This is a genomic window from Clavibacter sp. AC415 (assembly GCF_979252985.1).
The window spans coordinates 14,856-33,517 of the sequence record NZ_CEEDAR010000017.1; the positions used below are offsets into that span (position 1 = coordinate 14,856).

General features: G+C 69.2%; 12 protein-coding genes and 1 pseudogene. 2 read left to right on the forward strand and 11 right to left on the reverse strand.

Annotated elements, in window-relative coordinates; all coding sequences use genetic code 11:
* Positions 1-216: 216 nt before the first annotated feature.
* The 11 genes and pseudogenes from ACZ411_RS09355 to ACZ411_RS09405 form a co-directional block, all read right to left on the reverse strand.
* Positions 217-1,179 (reverse strand): alpha/beta hydrolase, encoded by a 963-nt coding sequence (locus ACZ411_RS09355; RefSeq protein WP_464170145.1) that lies wholly within the window; start codon positions 1,177-1,179, stop codon positions 217-219.
* 89 nt (positions 1,180-1,268) lie between these two features.
* Positions 1,269-2,471, reverse strand: coding sequence for a beta-galactosidase small subunit-related protein (locus tag ACZ411_RS09360; RefSeq protein WP_464170147.1), 1,203 nt, complete (start codon positions 2,469-2,471; stop codon positions 1,269-1,271).
* 52 nt (positions 2,472-2,523) lie between these two features.
* Positions 2,524-3,504: pseudogene (locus ACZ411_RS09365) on the reverse strand (glycoside hydrolase family 2 TIM barrel-domain containing protein); the annotation flags it as partial.
* On the reverse strand, positions 3,443-4,240 hold the full coding sequence (locus tag ACZ411_RS09370; protein ID WP_464170149.1) for a sugar-binding domain-containing protein: 798 nt from the start codon (positions 4,238-4,240) through the stop codon (positions 3,443-3,445). The pseudogene ACZ411_RS09365 and the gene ACZ411_RS09370, both read right to left, overlap by 62 nt.
* Before the next feature lie 161 nt (positions 4,241-4,401).
* The gene (locus ACZ411_RS09375) at positions 4,402-6,741 is read right to left on the reverse strand and encodes a glycoside hydrolase family 3 N-terminal domain-containing protein (protein ID WP_464170151.1); all 2,340 of its coding nucleotides are present in this window, start codon (positions 6,739-6,741) and stop codon (positions 4,402-4,404) included.
* Positions 6,741-8,849: an alpha-L-arabinofuranosidase C-terminal domain-containing protein gene (locus ACZ411_RS09380; RefSeq protein ID WP_464170153.1), complete on the reverse strand. Its 2,109-nt coding sequence runs from the start codon at positions 8,847-8,849 to the stop codon at positions 6,741-6,743. The genes ACZ411_RS09375 and ACZ411_RS09380 overlap by 1 nt, the downstream gene beginning before the upstream one ends.
* Before the next feature lie 77 nt (positions 8,850-8,926).
* Entirely contained in the window at positions 8,927-9,922 is a 996-nt protein-coding gene (locus ACZ411_RS09385) for an SDR family NAD(P)-dependent oxidoreductase (protein WP_464170155.1), read from the reverse strand.
* A gap of 140 nt (positions 9,923-10,062) precedes the next feature.
* Complete coding sequence (locus tag ACZ411_RS09390; protein ID WP_464170157.1) at positions 10,063-11,583, reverse strand: MDR family MFS transporter; 1,521 nt, start codon at positions 11,581-11,583, stop codon at positions 10,063-10,065.
* Positions 11,580-12,797 (reverse strand): family 1 glycosylhydrolase, encoded by a 1,218-nt coding sequence (locus ACZ411_RS09395; protein WP_464170159.1) that lies wholly within the window; start codon positions 12,795-12,797, stop codon positions 11,580-11,582. The genes ACZ411_RS09390 and ACZ411_RS09395 overlap by 4 nt, the downstream gene beginning before the upstream one ends.
* Positions 12,798-12,865: 68 nt before the next feature.
* Positions 12,866-15,340, reverse strand: coding sequence for a glycoside hydrolase family 2 TIM barrel-domain containing protein (locus ACZ411_RS09400; protein ID WP_464170161.1), 2,475 nt, complete (start codon positions 15,338-15,340; stop codon positions 12,866-12,868).
* Positions 15,341-15,469: 129 nt separating this feature from the next.
* Positions 15,470-16,861, reverse strand: a complete 1,392-nt coding sequence (locus tag ACZ411_RS09405) for an MFS transporter (protein WP_464170163.1) — start codon at positions 16,859-16,861, stop codon at positions 15,470-15,472.
* Positions 16,862-17,050: 189 nt separating this feature from the next.
* On the opposite strand from ACZ411_RS09405, the gene ACZ411_RS09410 reads away from it, so the two are divergent.
* Together ACZ411_RS09410 and ACZ411_RS09415 are read left to right on the forward strand one after the other, a co-directional pair.
* Positions 17,051-18,010, forward strand: coding sequence for a LacI family DNA-binding transcriptional regulator (locus ACZ411_RS09410; protein ID WP_464170165.1), 960 nt, complete (start codon positions 17,051-17,053; stop codon positions 18,008-18,010).
* Between the two features lie 38 nt (positions 18,011-18,048).
* Positions 18,049-18,504: a hypothetical protein gene (locus ACZ411_RS09415; RefSeq protein WP_464170167.1), complete on the forward strand. Its 456-nt coding sequence runs from the start codon at positions 18,049-18,051 to the stop codon at positions 18,502-18,504.
* The last annotated feature ends 158 nt before the right edge of the window (positions 18,505-18,662 follow it).

Consider the following 18,662-nt stretch of genomic DNA (forward strand, 5'->3'; position numbering starts at 1 on the left):
TCGTTGACTCCCTTGTCATGGTGTGGGTGGTGGTGCCGCAAGCCACCGGGCTCGGCCCGGATGTGAGTGGCTTAGTAACACGCGACACTGGATGCTAGCGGACACGTGACAACAAGTCCACAAGTGCTTCGGTGAGCCTCTTCCGCGTCGTCGCCGCGCGACTCCTCGGGTTCTTCGTCGGGCATCGGAACGACTGCTCCAGGAACAGTCCGGCGGTCACTCCAGGTGCGCGTGCAGGAACGTGCGCACCCGCTGGACGTGCTGGTGGTCCTCAGGCGCGCTCCCCATGAAGAAGCCGTGCGGTGCGCCTTCCCAGACATGCAGTTCCGTCTTCACACCGGCGTCCACCAACTTCCGATGGAGCCGGACGGCGTCGGAGAGGAGCATGTCGCGGGTGCCGGAAGTGATGATCGTCGGCGGGAAGCTGTCATCCCAGTCGCCGAAGAGCGGCGAGATGTAGGGGTGCTCTGCGGGGAACGCGCCCTTGTACAGAGCGAGCATGTTCACGAACCCGTCGGAGGTGGTGCCTTCGGCGTTGGTGTACCAGGTCTCGCCCTGGAAAGTGAAGTCCGTCGGCGGTGAGACCAGCCCGAGAGCGGCGGGAGTGGGGAGTCCTTCGTCTCGGACCCGCAGCATCAGGGCGGCAGCGAGATTGGCCCCGCCCGACTGCCCGATGACGACGATGTCCTCCGGAGCGTGATCGTCGAGGAGCAGGCGGTAGACGGCCATGCAGTCGTCGAGCCCGGCGGGGAAGGGGTGGTGCGGCAGCTGCCGGTAGTCCATCCCCCACGTCGTCAATCCCATGTTCGCGGCCAGCAGCTGCGTCGATCGTCGGGCAGTCGCGCCTCCGCCGAAGGTGAAGCCGCCTCCGTGCATGTTCAACACGACACGGCGGTCCTCGGGGGTCGTGGATCGCGGGGTGGCGACGATGAAGGTGGCTTCACCGACCGTGCGGTCGACGACGTCGACCTGCTCGTCGGACGGGACGGCTCCGACGGTGGACAGCGCCATGATCTCCAGGACCTCGGGCTCCGTCGAAGCGGCCGCCGCTTCCAGGGCCGCCCAGCCTTCGGTGTCGGACGGGGTGGGGGTGGGTAGCAGTGGACGCTCGTGGACCGCCGCGAGCACTGCTCTCGCTTCTGGCGAGAGGGTGGTGGGGATCGGGAATCGTGCGGGCATGACGTGCTCCTATCGGAGGGGTCTGGGGTGAGGGCGGAACGGGATCGGACGGCGATCCCGTCGGGACGGCGCTCGGGTGCGTGGGCGCATCAGGAGTCCGCCGCGGCATCGAGTCGCAGGCTCCACGACCAGCGGTACTCGAGATCGGACAGCCGGTGCTCGCGGGGCGTGTCGGGGCCGAGCTGAGCCGTGCCGAGGCCTCGGTGCGCGATGTCGAGCTGCACGATCGTCCGGCGGCTCTCCAGCAGCTCCCACCAGTGCTCGGTCGCCTCGAGCTCCTGAATGGTGTGGCGGGTGACGGTGAGATGCAGAGGTACCTCGTGTGCCGTGGTCACCACTCCGGCTGGGCCGGTGATGCGGGTCGAGCGGACCTCGCCGCGCCCGCCGTTCTCCTGCGGGAGCACGTAGGGCACGGCTGCGTCGTCGATGCTCGTCGCCCATCGGCCGAGCAGCGCGGAGGCGCGGCGATCGGGATAGTTCTCCCACGGCCCGAGCCCGACCCATTGCAGGTCGTCGAAGGCGCCGGCGAGCTCGAACTCGACGCCCACGCGGAGCCCGTCGACGGTGCTCTCGGGCAGCTGAACGGTTTCGACGAACTGGAACTCGTCGGGCGCCACTCGCGTGATCCGCTGGTCGTGGAGGACCTCGTCGCCGAAGGCCGTCCGGTATCGGGTGCGCACCAGGGCGGCACCGTCGGGCTGGTCTTCGACGGAGGTGGATTCCTTCGTCAGCTCGAAGAAGCCCGTCCGGACGAACCGCTGGTCCAGGAAGAAGGACGTGTCGTTGTCGACGAGCGCGCGCCAGAGGTTCAGGCGCGGGGCGACCGCCAGCAGGGGGTGCACGAGTCGGCCGTCGGCCATGACGGGGCGGCCAGTCGAAGGCGCGGTCGCGGAGCCCTGGGCAGCGATCGGCAGTGTCAGCTGGTGCTGTGCCAGGACGGTCTGGGCTGGGGCCCATGCCCTGTCCTCCGCGGTCAGGACGTCGAGCGTGAGGGCGAGCGCGCCGTCGGCGGCCAGGGCGCGCCGTAGCGTCTCGGGGACATCGATGGTCACCGTGTGCCCCGCGTCGGCTCGGATGTGCACCGCGAGCCGCTCGGTCGGACCCTCCGTCGATTCGACGGTCAGCGCGAACGTGAGCGATGCCAGGTCGGCGAACGTCTGTCGGTTGAGGACGGTCATGCGACCGTCGAGCGCCTGCTGGATCGAGGAGACGATGCGCACGGGGCTGAACAGGCCGCGGGCTTCGTAGAGCGCGGGCTTGGGTGTGCCGTCGGCGAAGACGACGCGCGTCAAGGACGATGGGTCCGTCGTTCGGCTCGTCGCCGAAGTCGCCGCCGTACCGGTAGCGACGGTCGCCGTCGACGTCGAGCGCGTGGTCTTTGAACTCCCAGATAAATCCGCCCTGCACGCCGGGAAGTGAGTCGATGGATCGCCAGTAGTCCGCGAGTCCCCCGGTGGAGTTGCCCTGCGAGTAGGCGTACTCGCACATGATCAGCGGCCGGTCTGCTTCCGCGTGCGCGGAGAACGCCTCGAGGGCGGAGATGGGCGGGTACATGGGGCAGACGATGTCGGTGGCGGCGTGACCCCCGTGCCAGTCGGCCGCGATGGCCCCCTCGTAGTGCAGAGGGCGGGTGGGATCGTATCCGCGCACCCAGGCGGCTGCGGCGTCGTGGTTAGCTCCGTAGCCGGTCTCGTTCCCCAGGGACCAGGCGATGACCGAGGGGTGGTTCTTGTCGCGGATCACCATGCGGGACACGCGGTCGACGAACGCCTCCAGGTAGCGGTGGTCGTTGCAGATCTGGTTGGCGAACGCGTGACCCTCGATGTCGGCTTCGTCGAACACGTAGAGGCCGAGCTCGTCGCAGAGGTCGAGGAACACGGGGTCGTTCGGGTAGTGCGAGGTGCGGACGGCGTTGAAGTTGAAGCGCTTGAGCAGAGAGAGGTCGGCGAGCTGGTCCTCGCGGGTGAGGACGCGACCGGTCTCCGGGTGGAAGTCGTGCCGGTTGACTCCCTGGAGCCAGATCCGGCGACCGTTCACCAGCAGGTCCCGCCCGACGATCTCCACGCGGCGGAAGCCAGCGCGGATCTCGGCGCGATCGGCGACGACGCCGTCCAGGTCGATGAGCTCCACGATGACGGCTTCCAGGTGAGGCGTCTCCGCGGACCACGGCTCGACGACGAGATCGACCAGCTCGATCGTCGCGGCGCCGGGGCGTTCGGCGGGGTGCATCGCCGCGTGCGAGGCGGCAGCGGCCGCCTCTGCCTCAGGGGCCAGCGGGGCCCGCGCGGCGTGCAGGCTCATCAGGTCCATGATCCCGTCCGGCATCAGCGGTGCCGGGGGGCGGGTGCGGTCCGGAGAGCTGGGCGGGGATGGTCAGCGCGGTCTGGCGCGTGCCCACAGGGCTCTCGACGGCGTTGCCGGCGACGCTCACCCGGACCGAGTGCGTCCTCTCGAAGCTCTGGTCCGCGCCGTTGACCGTGGCGACGATCCTGGCCGATCCGAGGCGGGTGTCGGGGTCGTAGTCCGCGACGACCCGCACGTCCTGGAACCGGGCTCGTGGGAGCCGGTGGAGCTGCACGGAGCGGCTCAGACCCGACTGCCACCACTGGTCCTGGTCCTCCAGGTAGGTGAAGACGGACCACTTCGCGACGCGCAGCTCGATCTCGTTGTCGCCGTCCCGCACGTCATCGGTGATGTCGAACTCGGCCGCGAGGTGCGAGTCCGTGCTCTCCCCCGCGAGCTTCCCGTTGACGATCACTCGGAGGTATCCCTCGGCGGCGCCGACGTGGAGCACGACGCGGTCCTCCCCGAGCTCGTGCATCTCGAACGACCGGCGGTAAACGCCGGTCGGGTTCGCGTTCGGGACCTGCGGCGGGACCAGGTCGAAGGGCATCGTGATGTTCGTGTAGTGCGGGCGATCGCCGGGCTCGCGCATCGTCCACAGCTCCGGCACCGTCACCTCCTGCCAGTCGTCAGTCGGCTCGGCGTCCCAGGAGGGGAGGAGCTGGAAGGACCAGTGCCCGTCCAGGTCGAGGTCCGGCGTGCGGCGGATGGCTGTCATGGGCAAGCGGCGGTACGAGACCACGCCGGCTTCGGGTCCGAGGGGATCGTGGTCGCGATTCGTCATGGTCGTCTTCCTGGGTTCGGGGTGAGCTGCGGACCTGGGCGGGGTGGTCGTTCGGGCAGGAGGAAGCGGCTTCCCCTTCCCGCCCGCATCCCCGCTCATGCGGAGGTGGCCGAGACGACGATCTCCGTCTCGGCAGTGGCGCGGATGTCGTCCGAGGCGAAGCCCACGCTGAGGGTCACCCGTCCGGCCTCGATGACGCGCCGGTCGTCGAGGCCGGTGAAGGCGAGTCGGGCCGCCGGCGCCGAGAGCTCGATCGTCTTCTCCTCCCCGACGTCGAGCGCCACCCGCTCGAAGGCGACGAGCTGACGCACGGGGCGGACGACCGACGCCTCCTCGTCGCGGGCGTAGAGCTGGACGATGGTGTCGCCGGGTCGGGAACCGGCGTTGCGGACGGTGGCCGTCAGCGCCAGCCGACCATCGGGCTCCACGGTCGGCTCGGACCCCTCCAGATGCAGGTCGAACTCGGTGTAGGAGAGCCCGTGACCGAAGGCGAACAGCGGGCGCTGCGACACGAGGTCGTTGTAGCCGTGGCGGATGCCGGTCGGGTGGTCGTAGCCGCTGCCGAAGTGGTGACCGTGGTAGATCGGGATCTGCCCGATCGAACGCGGGAAGGAGCTGGGGAGCTTGCCGCTCGGGTTCACGTCGCCGAACAGCACCCGGACGATCGTCTCGCCACCCTCTTCGCCGAGGAGGGGGGCCATGAGCACGGCGCTCGAGCGGTCCGCGACCTCGGTGAGCAGGAGGGGGCGTCCGGTGACGACGACGGTGACCACCGGTACCCCGGTGCCGGCCAGGAGCGCGACGAGCTGCTCCTGGTTCCCGGGGAGGCGGGGTTCGCTGGTGGACTGCCCCTCCCCTGCGGTGTTGTTGCCCACCCACCCGGTGCGCTCCCCCACCGCGGCGATGACGAGGTCCGCACCGTCGACGGCGCTGGCCACGGTCGATTCGTCGAGGGCGGCCGCGTCGGGCATCAGGTCGCCGAGCTCGACGAAGGAGACGTCCGGCCGGCGCGCCTGCAGGGCTGCGCGCACGGTGAGCGCATCGGGGTGGAGCCGCTTCGCCGCCTCCTCGAAGGTCGGCTCGATTCCCGGCATGCGCGCTTGGAAGATGTCGGTGAAGATGGCCTCTTCGGCGCTGATCCCGGGGATCTCGCCGGCCCGGAGCGCCTGGGAGCCCCGCCACATCTCCGTGTTCGACACCGAGGTGTAGGCGCCGAAGTGGATGCGGAGCTCGTCGGCGGCAGGCCCGACGACGACGACCCTCGTGCGGTCATCGCGGATGGGCAGCACGCCGTCGTTGCTGAGGAGCACGACGGACTGCTCTGCGAGGGCCCGTCGGACCTCGCCGGCTTCGTCACGGTCGACACGCGGAGCGTTGCCCGGCCGCCTGAACTCCGGGATGAGCCCTGCTCGTGCTTTCGCAGCCAGGGTGCGCTCGACCGCGAGGTCGACGACGCGTTCATCCAGGCGTCCCGACCGGACCTCCTCCTCGAGCGCTTCGTACTCCTCGCCGCCGGGGAGGTCCGCGTCGAGACCGGCCTGGAGCGCCTGGCGTGCTGCATCGCCTGCCGCGGGGGCGGTGTGGTAGACGGTCCGGAGCATCGCGATCGACGAGTAGTCGCTGACGACAGGTCCGGTGAACCCGAGCTGTCCGCGCAGGAGGTCGGTCAGCATCCACCGGTTGGCCGCCGCGGGCACGCCGTCGACCTCGTTGTACGAGTTCATCATCAGTGCGAGGTCGGCCTCGGCGATGGCTCGGCGGAACGGTTCGGCGTACTCGTCGACGAGCGATCGGCGTCCCAGTTGCGTGATGGCCTGGTTGAGGCCCCCCTCGGATGCGCCGTAGCCGAGGAAGTGCTTGCCGGTGGCGAGGATGGGCCGTTCGCCGTCGCTGCCCTGGATGCCCTGGACGAAGGCCACGGAGCACTGGGCCACGAGTTCCGGGTCCTCCCCGTACGTCTCGTGCACCCGGCCCCAGCGCGGATCGCGCGCCAGGTCCATGACCGGGGAGAAGACGGCGTGGCCGCCGATCTGCTCGGTCAGCGCGGAGCTGACCGCCGCTGCGCGACGGATCAGCCCGGGATTCCACGATGCCGCCTGAGCCCAGGCCGTGGGGAACTGCGGCCCGGAGTCGTGGACGACCCCGTTGATCGCTTCGAAGTGCACCATCGCGCCGATCCCGAACGGGGAGGTCGCGCGGACGTGCTCCTGGACGGCGTCGAGTTGCGTGCGCAACTCCTCGGCTTTCTCGGCGAGGAACCAGGCCATGGAGATGTGCCCGACGCCGTGCGGACGGATGACCTCCACCCGAGACGGATCCAGCCCCGGCTCCGGTGAGGCGACGAAGAGCTCCGTCGCGAACAGGCCGCGGAGCTGGGCGACCTTCTGCTCCAAGGTCATCTTCCGCACGAGGCGGCCAGCATCGAAGGAGGTCATCAGGCGCCCTTCTGCGTGGCGAGGGGGAACGAGACGGCGAGCACGCTGGTCGGCTCCAGGACCAGGTCGACAGATCGCCCGTGGACCGCGAGGTCGACTTCGCGCGGCTCCACCTCCATGCGCGGCTCGCCCTCGAAGGCGAGCCGGTTCACGGCGTCGAGCGGGCCGCCGATCACGGTGGCGGTCGCCGGGCCGTCCTGTGCCGCGTCGATGCCGAGCGAGAGGGCGACGGGATCGGCGCCGATGGAGACCAGCTTCAGGTGCAGGATCCCGTCGCCCAGACTGGCGGACGCGAAGACGCCGTCGGGCAGCCCGCCGTCGATGGGCACGACGTGCTCGCCGATGCGGGTGGCGAACAGCTGCTGCACGAGGTAGTTGGCGGTCCGGACGACGTGGCTCGGGCTGAAGTCGATGAGGCAGTGCGGCCACTGCCCGTGCTCGACGAGGTTCAGCAGCGGGGCGTAGCAGCTGAAGGCGACGACGTCGGAGTTGCGCTCGACGCCGGTGAGGAACGCGGCCTCCGCAAGGGCGCTGAGCCACGTGTTCGGCTCGGGCGCGAGCATGCTCTCCGGGACGGTGGGGTGCCTGTCCCCGAGGTCGTAGCCGAGATAGGCGGCGTACTCGCCGAGGAAGAGGCGCGCACCACCGCGCGGGTAGGAGTCGTAGCGGTCGGTCGCGTTGAACACCCAGGCCGGGGAGTTGTAGAAGTGCTCATCGACCAGGACGGCCCCGTCTTCGCCGTAGATCTCCCACGCGGGGTCGGCGCTCTCGCCCGGCCGCATCACTCCGCCATTGACGATGACGGTCAGCCCGGGGTGCGCGCGATCGACCGCGTCCCTGATCCGCTGGAAGTGGGCGAGGTACTCGGGGCCGAAGTTCTCGTTGCCGATGCCGAGGTGCTGCAGGGGGAACGGCTCCGGGTGGCCGGCCGCCGCACGCAGGGCCGCCCAGTGGTTCGTGGTCGCGTCGCCGGTGGCCCACTCGATCAGGTCCAGGGTGTCCTGGATCACGGCGGCGAACTCGGCGCTCTCCAGCGGCAGGTGCTCGTCCTGTCGGGTCTGGCAGCTGTCGCCGGCCCAGACCACGGGGATGGGTGCCATGCCCAGGTCCTCACACAGCAGGAAGTACTCGTAGAAGCCGATCTGGTTGCTCTGGCTGTAGTCGCCGTCCGTGCGCGACTGACCCCAGAGGTTGTACTCGGCGCGGCGGGTGAGGACGGGACCGACGGTCTTCTTCCAGTCGTAGTGGCTGCCGTCGCCGCAGCCCTCGACGATGCAGCCGCCGGGGAAGCGGAGGAAGCGCGGGGCGAGCGCGCCGAGCGCCTCGACGAGGTCGCGGCGGAGCAGGCCCTGGCTCCAGCGCGGGTCGCCGGCACCCCAGTGGTCCTCGTGCACGAGTCGAACCTCGTCGATGTCGACCGTGCCGGCGCCGGTGGCGAGGATCTGCAGCGATCCGAGGGCGGCGGCGGTGGGTGCGAGCTGGATCCGGCACTCCGTCCATCCGCCTGCGGTGTGCGGCAGTGCTCCGCTCGCCAGGACGGTGCCGTCGGCGCCGACGAGGCGGGCCTCGAGCGCTCCGTCGAACGCGTCGGTGCGGAGCAGCAGGTCCAGCAGCATCGGCCGCTCGGGGTCGAACGCCATGCCCGGGAGCCCGCCCGGGTAGCCCTGGTTCTCGAGCGTGCCCTGCTCCTGGTCTAGACGCAGTCGCGCGAAGGACGCTCCCGGCGAAGCTGCCCCCTTCCGGGAGGACTCGAGGCGTCCGCCGGTGACGCGCCAGTGCCGGAGCCGGTCGTGGTGCCGTCCGGCGGGGGTGGTGGCCTGCAGGGGCAGGTCCTCGGGGGCCATGGCGGCGAAGCGCTCGCGCGCGCCGTCGGGGATCAGGTCCAGTGGCGCGTACGGCAGCGTGCCGTTGGTGAGGTAGACCCCCTCGAAGCTGTGGTTGTTGACGAGGTTCGCGGAGAGCCCGCCGTCGCAGCCGAAGTTGATGTCCTCGAGGAACAGGCCGTAGAGGGTCGGGCTGATCTGGGTCGTCGGCTGATCCGTGCGCAGGTGCAGGTGAGCGGCCTTCGGGCCGGAGCTCGTCGTGGTGGGTGCGATGGTCTCACTCATGGGGAGTCGATCTCTCATTCGGGTTGGCCTGTGGAGCGTTGGTCATCGGCCGCTGATCCGGTCGACCGGGCGGGTGGTCATTGGACGGACCAGCCGCCGTCGGAGGCGAGCACGACGCCGTTGACGTTCGTGGAGTCGTCGCTCAACAGCCAGGTGATGGAGGAGGCCATGGTCTCGGCCGTCACGATCGGCGGGATCAGCGCCAGGAAGGGCCCCAGGCGCTCTCCGCCGAACTCCGACGCGATCGATCCTTGGATGGCTGTGGCGGTGGGTCCGGGTGCGACCGCGTTGGTGCGGATGCCGGAGGGCCCGTACATGAAGGCGGAGCTCTTGGTGAGGCCGACGACGGCGTGCTTGGACGCCGTGTAGGCGGTTCCGGCCGCGTTGCCGCGGAGGGCTGCCTCGGAGGCGATGTTGACGATGGATCCGCGTCCTCGCGCCAGCATCGACGGCAGGACCGCCCGGCTCAGCGCGAAGGTCCCGTCGACGTTGACGGCCATGACGCGACGCCACAGTGCGTCGTCCGTCTCGTGCAACGGCGTCATGCCGTCCATGATCCCGGCGATGTTGGCGAGACCGTCGATGGTCTGCCCCGCCGCGGCCACGATCGAGGCGACGCCGTCCGTCGAGGTGATGTCCGCGGTGACGGCGACGACCGTGCCCTCGTGAGCGTCGTCCACCAGTGCGTCGATGCCGCCCGGGACGACGTCGACGGCGATCACGCGGCCCCCTTCGGCGAGGATCCGTCGCGCGGTGGCTCGTCCGATGCCGGAGCCGGCACCGGTGACGATGATCGTCTTCCCGGCGAAGCGCGGAGAAGCGGCGCCCGCGGCGTCGTCCTCGGTCTCCTCCGGCGGGATCGACCCGCCGTTCGCCTCCTGCACCAGCGCATCGACGACGGCCCGCGGGAACGCCTCGCCGGAGATGTCGGAGAGAGCGCGCAGGGTCAGTCCTCGCGCGGCCGCGAGCACCTCCTCGCTCTGGCCGGCGTGCTCGAGCACGCCGCGGAGGATCGGACCGCCGACCGGGTCGGTGAGCCATTCGTGGACGGTGTTCTTGGACGTGAGTGCCATGTCGTTCTCCTTTTACGTGTGGGACGCCGGTTCCTCGCGGGCGGCGGGCGCGGTGCGGTCGCGGGCGGTGCCCGCCCTGGTCTGGCGGTGGGGTGCGGAGCGGGCCGTCGGAGCCGGTGGGACCGTCGGCCAGCGCCTGGTCAGTGCGCCGGCATCGTGCTCCGGTCGGCGTCGGCGGGGCGTCGGACGAAGAGCGACAGCAGGACGGGTACCAGCGAGAGGAACGCTCCCCAGACGAAGGCGGTGTGCACGCCGGAGACCTGGGCGGGAATGGGCTCCGCACCAGCGGCCGTCGCGGCGACCGTCCCGGTGGTCATCAGGGTGATGAACAGGGCCGTCCCGGCGGCGCCGGCGACCTGCTGCAGGGTGTTCACGATGGCGGATCCGTGGGAGTACAGGTTCTTGGGAAGCGATCCGAGCGCTGATGTGAGAAGCGGAGTGAGCATGAAGCCGAGTCCGATGTTGAGCGCGACGTGGACGGCGATGATGAACGCGACGTCGGTTCCCTCCTCGACCGTGGTCAGTCCCCACAGCGATGCGCTGAGGAGCACGGCGCCGGGGGTCACGAGGGGCCGGGGTCCGAATCTGTCGAAGAGCCGGCCGACGATCGGCGCGGCGACGCCCATGGCGACTCCGCCGGGGAGGAGCGTCAGGCCGGTCTGGAGGGTGTCGAGGCCGAGCACGTCCTGGAGGTAGATCGGGAGCAGGATGAGCGACCCGAAGAGGGTCGCCATGCTGACGATGACCAGGAGGGTGGAGATCACGAAGGAGCGCGAGCGGAATGGACGGAGGTCCATGAGCGCCCGCTCCTGCTTCTGCAGCGACCACGAACGGAGGACGAAGGCGGCCAGGGCGAGCACGCCGATGGCCACGGGAACCACGGGCGGGAGGAGGACCTCTCCGGCTGCGGCCTCCCCGAGGCTGCTCAGCCCGAAGATGAGCCCGCCGAACCCGACGGCGGCGAGCAGGATCGACAGCACGTCGAATCGGGTCTTGCGGGTCTCGGCGATGTCCGTGATGAGGAGGGAGCCGAGGACGAGGGCGATGAGCGCGATGGGGAGCACGACGATGAACAGCCAGCGCCAGGACAGCGAGTTCAGGATCAGTCCCGAGATCGTCGGGCCGATCGCAGGAGCGACGGCGATCACGATCGAGATCAAGCCCATCATCCGGCCTCGTCTCGATGCCGGCACGAAGGTCAGCACGGTGGTCATCAGCAGCGGGATCATGAGCGCGGTGCCGCTGGCCTGCACGACGCGTCCGGCGAGGAGCACCTCGAAGCCGGGGGCGACGGCCGCGAGCAGGGTGCCGAGGGTGAAGAGGGTCATCGCGGCGATGAACACCGACTTCGTGCCGAACCGCTGAAGGACCTGGCCGGTCGTGGGGATGATGATCGCCATCGTCAGGAGGTAGGCGGTGGTCAGCCATTGGGCCGTGGCGGCGGTGATGCCGAGGTCTCGGATGAGGCTCGGGAGAGCCACGCCCATGATCGTCTCATTGAGGATCACGACGAATGCCGAGGCGAGGAGCAGTCCGATGATGAGCTTTGCGCGCTTCGGGAGGCGATTGTCCCCGGCGGTGTCGGCGGAGCCTGCGACCGGGGGGCCGGATGGGCGGCCCTTACTGTCGGCGGTGAAAGGGACGCGTGTCTCCGCCGTCACGCGGATCCCCGCTCGGCGGCCGCGCGCTGCCCGAGCCACTCGAGGCTGGGCTTGGGGGTGCGGACGAAGGTGGTCCGGTCGACGGCGATGAGCCCGAAGGTGGGTCCCCAGTGGCCCCACTCGTAGTTGTCGAGGATGCTCCAGTGCAGGTATCCCCGGACGTCGATGCCGTCGGTGACGGCAGAGGCCAGCCCGGCGAGGGCGCCCTCCGTGTAGGAGATGCGCCGCGCGTCGTCCGCCGTCGCGATGCCGTTCTCCGTCACCAGGAGCGGGACCCCTGCGACGCTCGCGGCATGGCGTACGGCGATGCCGAGGGCGTCGGGCCGATACGCCGCACCCGTGAGCGTGTTGTCGGGGTGCGGCGGGTGGGCGACGAGGCCGTCCTGATCGACTGCCTGCGCGGAGTAGGCCTGGACGCCGAGGAAGTCGTCCTCGCGAGAGGCCTCGAGGTACAGGTCCTCCCAGACGTAGCGGACCTGCTCGAGGGCCTCCTCGCCGCCGGGCGCGGCGTAGAGGGCCAGGCTGGCGACGGTCCAGCCGACCTTCGCGCCCGTGCGGGCGCGGAGGGTCTCGCGCGCGGCGCGATGCAGCTCGATGAGGCGTCGTCCGATCTCCGGGTCGGGGTCGGGGAGCATCGCGGCTCGTCCCGTGTTCTCCTCGGCCTCGACGGTCGGGCTGACCCAGTCACCGGCGTCGGCATCCGCGTCGGCGAAGACGTTCTGCGCGTTGAGCATCATCGAGAGCATGTTCGGCTCGTTGAAGGTGATGATCCACTCCACGCCGGTGAGGCTCGGGATGACGGTGTCGATGAAGCTGCTCCATCGCGCATGGGCGGTGTCCCCGGTCCAGCCGCCCTCCTCCGCGAACCACAGCGGGATCGTGAAGTGGTTGAGGGTGATGACCGGGGTGAGGCCCAGCTCGATGGCGGTGTCGATCATGCGCCGGTAGTGGGCGAGCTCGGCGTGCGAGACCTGCCCGGCGCGGGGCTCGATCCGCGCCCATTCGATGCCGAAGCGGTACGTGTCGAGTCCCGCGTCGGCGAGCAGCTGCATGTCCTCGCGGTAGCGGTGGTAGCTGTCGACGGCGTCTCCGCTGGGCTCGAGGCCGGGGATCATGCCTTCGTTCCTCCACCAGTCGCTGGCGAGGTTGTTGCCCTCGATCTGGTGAGGGGCGGACGAGGCTCCCCAGAGGAATCCGGGTCGGAAGGCGGTCATGTGCTTCTCCTGGGTGGTCATGATCTGTTGGCCGGGCTGTGGGGATGGGTGAGTGACGGAGATTTCGGTCACGCCAGCGTCGCGGCCTCGTGGCCGACGACGTCGTCGCGACGTACATCGGAGTCGGCCGCTGCGACGTCGAGCGCGACGGTGACGGTCGTCGATCCGTCGGCGGTCACGGTGACGCTGGCGGGTCCGACGCCGGTGGGCCGGACGACAGCGAGCAGGCGCCCCTGGAAGGTGGTGTGCTCGTTCGAGTCGTACTTCTCCGTGGGGTCGGGGCGTGCGCTGCCGAGACCCTGGAGGATCGCCGCACCGCCGACCTCGACCTGCACGAGACGGTCGGCGCCGGTGACGAGGGTGCCGTCGGCGTCGCGGAGCTCGATGGTGACGAAGGCGAGGTCGGAGGAGTCGTCGAGGAGGTGGTGGCGGTCGGCTTCCGCCTGCAGCTGCGCGCCTCCGGTGACGCTGCGGAGACTCGTCCGGCTGACCTCCGACCCCGCGGTGCGGGCGACGGCGGTGAGCTCGCCGGGTGCGTAGTGGGTCTCGAAGACGCCTCGGTAGCCGTGCTCACGACCAGCAGGTGTGCGGCCGATGCTGTCGCCGTTCACGAGCAGCTCGACCTCGTCGGCGTCGCTGTACACCTCGACCGTGACGGGAGAGCCGATCGCGACGTCCCAGGTCCAGCTGGCGACCGCGTCGGACCACGCCCACGGGCTGGGTATTGCGACAGAGCCATGGTGCTGCGGCGGCTGGACCGCGATGTAGGGCTCGTGGCGGAGCCCGAAGACCGTCTCCCGGTAATAGGACATCGGCCGGCGGAATCCGGTGATGTCGATGTCGCCGCACCAGGCGGCGAGCCAGGGGTACGGGGCGGCGAAGGCGGGGATCTCCCCGTCGGCGAGGTGCTGGATGCGGCCGATGCCGACCTCGCCGAGGTAGTCCCAGCCGGTCCAGGTGAAGTCCCCGATCACGTGCGCGTTCTCCTCGACCAGGCGCCAGTTGACGTCGATGTTCCGCGGGAACGTCTCGGTGCCGACGATGATGCGGTTGGGGAACGCGTCGCGGTCGGCCACGTAGCGGGAGTCGCCGTAGTTGATGCCGGCGACGTCGACGGCGGCGAAGGATTCGGCGGTCTTCTCCGTCACCATGTCGGAGGCGTTGATCGCGCCCATGAAGTCGCCTGCGGCGTTGACGCCGGCGGGTGCCTCTCCCTCGCGCTGCGCGGCCATGAGGCGGGCGACGTCGGTGATCGCAGCCACGAATCCGTTGATGCTGTTCGTGACGAACCGGGTCTCGTCGAGGGAGCGGATCTTCTCGGCGATCTTCCGGCCCCAGTCGGAGCCGAGCGGGTTCCCGGTCTCGGGGATCTCGTTGCCGATGGAGTAGAAGATCACGGACGGGTGGTTGAAGTCCTTGGCCACGAGCGCTTCGACGTCGCGTTCCCACCACTCGGGGAAGGAGAGGGAGTAGTCGAAGGCGGACTTGCCGATGGTCCACATGTCGAAGGTCTCGTCCATGACGAGCATGCCGTGGCGGTCGCAGGCGTCGAGCATGGCCTGGCTGAGCGGGTTGTGGGAGCTGCGGATCGCGTTGAACCCCGCGTCCTTGAGCAGCTGGACGCGGCGCTCCTCAGCCCGGCCGATGGTGGCGGCTCCGAGGATGCCGTTGTCATGGTGGATGCACGCCCCGCGCAGCTTCACCGTCTTCCCGTTGATGCGCAGGCCCTCCATCGGATCCAGCTGGAGGGTGCGGATGCCGAAGCGGGTCTCCCGCTCCTCGACCGCGGTCCCCGTGTCGACCAGGGTGGTGACGGCCGCGTAGAGGGACGGACTGTCGACGTCCCACAGCTGCGGGGCCGGGACGTAGAGCCGCTGGCGGGTGACGGCCGTCGCTCCGGCCCGGACGGTGAGGGGGGCGGTGTCTGTGGCGACGGTCCGCCCCTCGGGGTCGCGGAGGACGGTGGAGACCTGGCGCTGCGCGGTGGCGGTGCTCTCGTTCTGGACGCGGGTGACGACCTCGACGACCGCACGACCGGAGTCGATGTCCGGGGTCGTGATCTCGACGCCGGTGCGGGTGACGTGCACGAGCTCGGTGACGTGCAGCAGCGCGTCGCGGTGGATGCCGACGCCGGTGTACCAGCGGGAGTCCTCGTGGGCCCGCGCCTCGACGCGGATCGTGTTGAGGGCGCCGTAGTGCAGGTAGGCGTCGAGGGGGACGAAGAAGGTGGAGTATCCGAACGGGCGCTGCGCGGCGAAGACCTCGTTCACGTAGACCATCGCGTCGCGGTGCACGCCCTGCAGCTCGAGGGTCACCCGCTTGTCGCGGTACTCCTCCGGGATGTCGAGGTCTCGGCTGTACTCGACGGTCGCGCTGGGGAAGTAGCCGGTGTGCGACGTACCCACGGTGTCGGATCGATCGCGGTGGATGAGAGCGTCGTGCGGCAGTCGGACGGACTGCATCTCGGCGGCACCTTGGAGGCTCTCGAAGATGCTCGTCTTGTCGCGGACGTTCCATCCGTCGTTGAAGGCGGTGGTCGTCATGGGTCTGCTCCTTTGTGCGGGGCTGTCTGCACGCGAGTGCCGGTGGTTCCGGCTCGCGATGGTTGGTGGCGGTTCGGGTGGCACCTCGGGGTGCCGAGAGGGTGGCGGACGCGAGCGCCCGCCACCGGCTCACTCCATGACCGTGATGCTGTGGGTGTCGAGATCGGCCCGTCGACCGGCGGTGATGGGGACGATGAAGAGAGCACCCAGGACCGCGATGGCGGCGCCGACGAAGTAGACGACGGTGTAGTCACCGGATCCGAGGGACAAGACGATCCCGGCAGCGAAGGGCCCGATCGCTTGCGGGAGGGTGCTGCCGATGCCGATGATGGCGAGGAAGCGACCGTTCTCATCCGTGTCGCGCGGGAGGACGTCCAGCGCGAGCGCCTGATCGACCGCTCCGTAACAGCCGATGGCGAGCGAGAGGATGAGACCGCCTCCGATGTACTGCGGGATCGACTGCGCCGTGCCGGTGACGACCATGCTCGCGCCGATGGCGATGGCGCTGACGACCAGGAACGGCTTGCGCGTCTTGAGCTTGTCGGAGAGGTAGCCGGAGCCGATCGCGCCGAGGATGCCTGCGGCGACGGTCAGCAGGCCGGTCGCCGCGAGCAGGGTGCCGACCTCGGCGGGGCTGAGGCCCAGACGGGTGGTCAGGAGGTAGACCCCGTACAGGCCGGACATCGAGATGGCGAGGAAGACGAAGGCCTTGCTGATCCAGACCCAGGCGAGGTTCGGGTATCGGCGGGGGTTGAAGTAGAAGCCCTGGAATACCTTCGACAGGTTCAGCGGCGGACGCTCGGTGGTGACCTGCGGGTCGCGCATCACGAGGGTGAAGAAGACCCCGCCGACGAACGCCACGGCGGCCGGCAGGAGGAAGAGGCCGATCGGCTGGTCGACGAACGAGCCTGCGACGGTGATGCCGAGCAGCGGAGCGATCTGGGTGAGCGCGCCGAGCACGCCCATGACGCGGCCGCGCTGGAGGGCGGGGAGGGCATCGCCGAGGTGGGTGTTGAGCATCGACGACGTGATCCCGTAGCCGGTGTAGGCGATGCACCAGCCCACGACGAGACCGGCGACGTCGTCGGTGAGGGCGATCGAGGCCGACCCTGCCAGCCCGAGGAAGCTGCTGAACAGGAGCCAGGGACGGCGCCGCCCGAAGCGCGAACGCGTGCGGTCGCTGAGGACACCGACCAGGGGCGTGCCCAGGACGACGAACAACCCGGGAAGACCGACCGCGATGGCCAGGATCGAGTCGCGGTTGTCCGGAGCCACCTGCGCGACTCGGACAGCGAGCGAGAACGCGATGGGCACGATGAAGGCGATGTAGAGCGTCAGCTGCGTGATATAGATCGCGACGAGGTACCGCGTCCGCAGCTTCTTCTCAGCGGGGGCGGGAACGTTGGCCCTCGCCTCTTCGATCCGCTCAGCGCCGACCTGGATGGTCGCCGGCTGATTCAGGGGGACCTCCGCGAGCCGCGGGTCAGGAGCGGGAGACGACGTCGCGTCGTCAGAGGGCATGCCAGTCATAGATCAGAACTCCATTGTCATGAACGCCGAGCAGAGGCTCCGGCTACAAGCCGAGCGCCGAAGAACCCTCGACGCGTGTTGTTACGCGACAATACACAGCGCAACTTCGTTTGTCACGTATCACTCAAGGTCAACTCAATGCCGCTACCCTGGTCAAGTCGAACGCTGAAAGGGGTCGAGGTGGTCACCACCAGTCGCGACGTCGCGATCTATGCGGGCGTGTCTCGATCGACCGTCAGCGAGATCCTGAACGGTCGAGGTTCCAAGTTCGCCGCAAGCACTCGCGACAAGGTCGAACGCGCCGTACGGGAGCTCGAGTACCACCCATCAGCGGCCGCGCGCAGCCTCGTCCGTGGCACCAGCGACCTCGTGATCGCCCTCATCCCGGACACGACATTCGGCGTGAACCTCCAGAACATCTTCGAGAGGGCGACCGAGGAGCTCGCGGAGAACGGGCTGACGCTGCTGCTGCGACTCTCCACGCCCTCGACGCAGATGTTCGACCGGCTCATGGTCACTACGAATCCTCGCGGCGTGCTCTCGTTCACTCCCTTCTCCGAAAGGGAGCAGGAGATCATGCGCGCGCGCGGAGTGAAGTTCGTTACCGCTCCCCCCTCGGGGTACCACCACGGCGTGAACTACGACATCGGGCGACTCCAGGCACGTCACCTCATCGAACGTGGGCATGAGCGAGTGGCGTTCGCGCGACTGCGCGATGCGCGGCAAGACGTCTTCGGCGATGAGCGCGAGTTGGGTGTCCGTGACGAATGCCGGGATCGCGGCATGCCAGATCCTGCGATCCTCAGGTTGGGCGTCGATCTCGAGGACGCGCTGAGCGTCGTGGATGCCCTAGCGGAGACGCCCCTCGCGATCGCGTGCTACAACGACGACGTCGCGACGGCCCTCGTCTTCGCTGCGAAAATCCGGGGCCTCCGGGTCCCCCAGGATCTGGCGGTGATCGGCATGGACAACACTCCCCTGTCGCAGGTCATCGTGCCGCGCCTGACGACCATCGACTACCCCGCAGCCGAGGCTGCGCATCTCACCGTGGCCGGCTTCCTCTACACCATCACAGGTCGGCCAGTCGAGCAAGCCGACCTGCACTTCCCTCTCCGGATCATCCAGGGCGAGACTGCCTGACCGATAGTCGCGGCCCGAGCGGCGGAAGAGGTGCACAGATGGAGTCCCAAGACACGTCGATCCGCGATCCCTCAGACGATGCGCTCGCACGGTTGGTCGACGTCGTCGTCGCTCTCACGAGCGACATCTACCAGGCGGCCATCCCAGCATGGGGACCCCTCACGGGGCTGCAGGTCATGTTCCTCATCAGGATCAGTCATGGAGACGGAGTGACCCGCGCCGCACTCGGTCGCGACTGCCGCACTTCCCGCGGTGCCATCACCCCGGGACTGGCATCCATGATCAACCAAAACTACGTCGTCGAGACCAGCGACAGCACGGGCAGCGTCTTGACCCTGGGTAGCGCAGGTCGACGACTGCTCGAAGAGGTGGACAGCTCTCGAATCGCCTCGATACGCGAAGCCCTTCAAGCTCGCCCGCACTTCGACACGAACGCCATCATCGAGCTGACAGCAACCCTCGAATTCCTCCGGAGGGCGACCGACCGACGATGATCCTCGGCAGAACACTTCAGCGCGGATCGGCGCGAGCATCACCGTTCCCACCGCGGCGCGTGAGCGCGAGTACTCTCCAGCTCGTCCACCACGCCCCTAGGTGTGGGCGGGCAAAGGACTCGTCGGCATAGATCGACAGCCGGCCGGGGCCGGCCCGC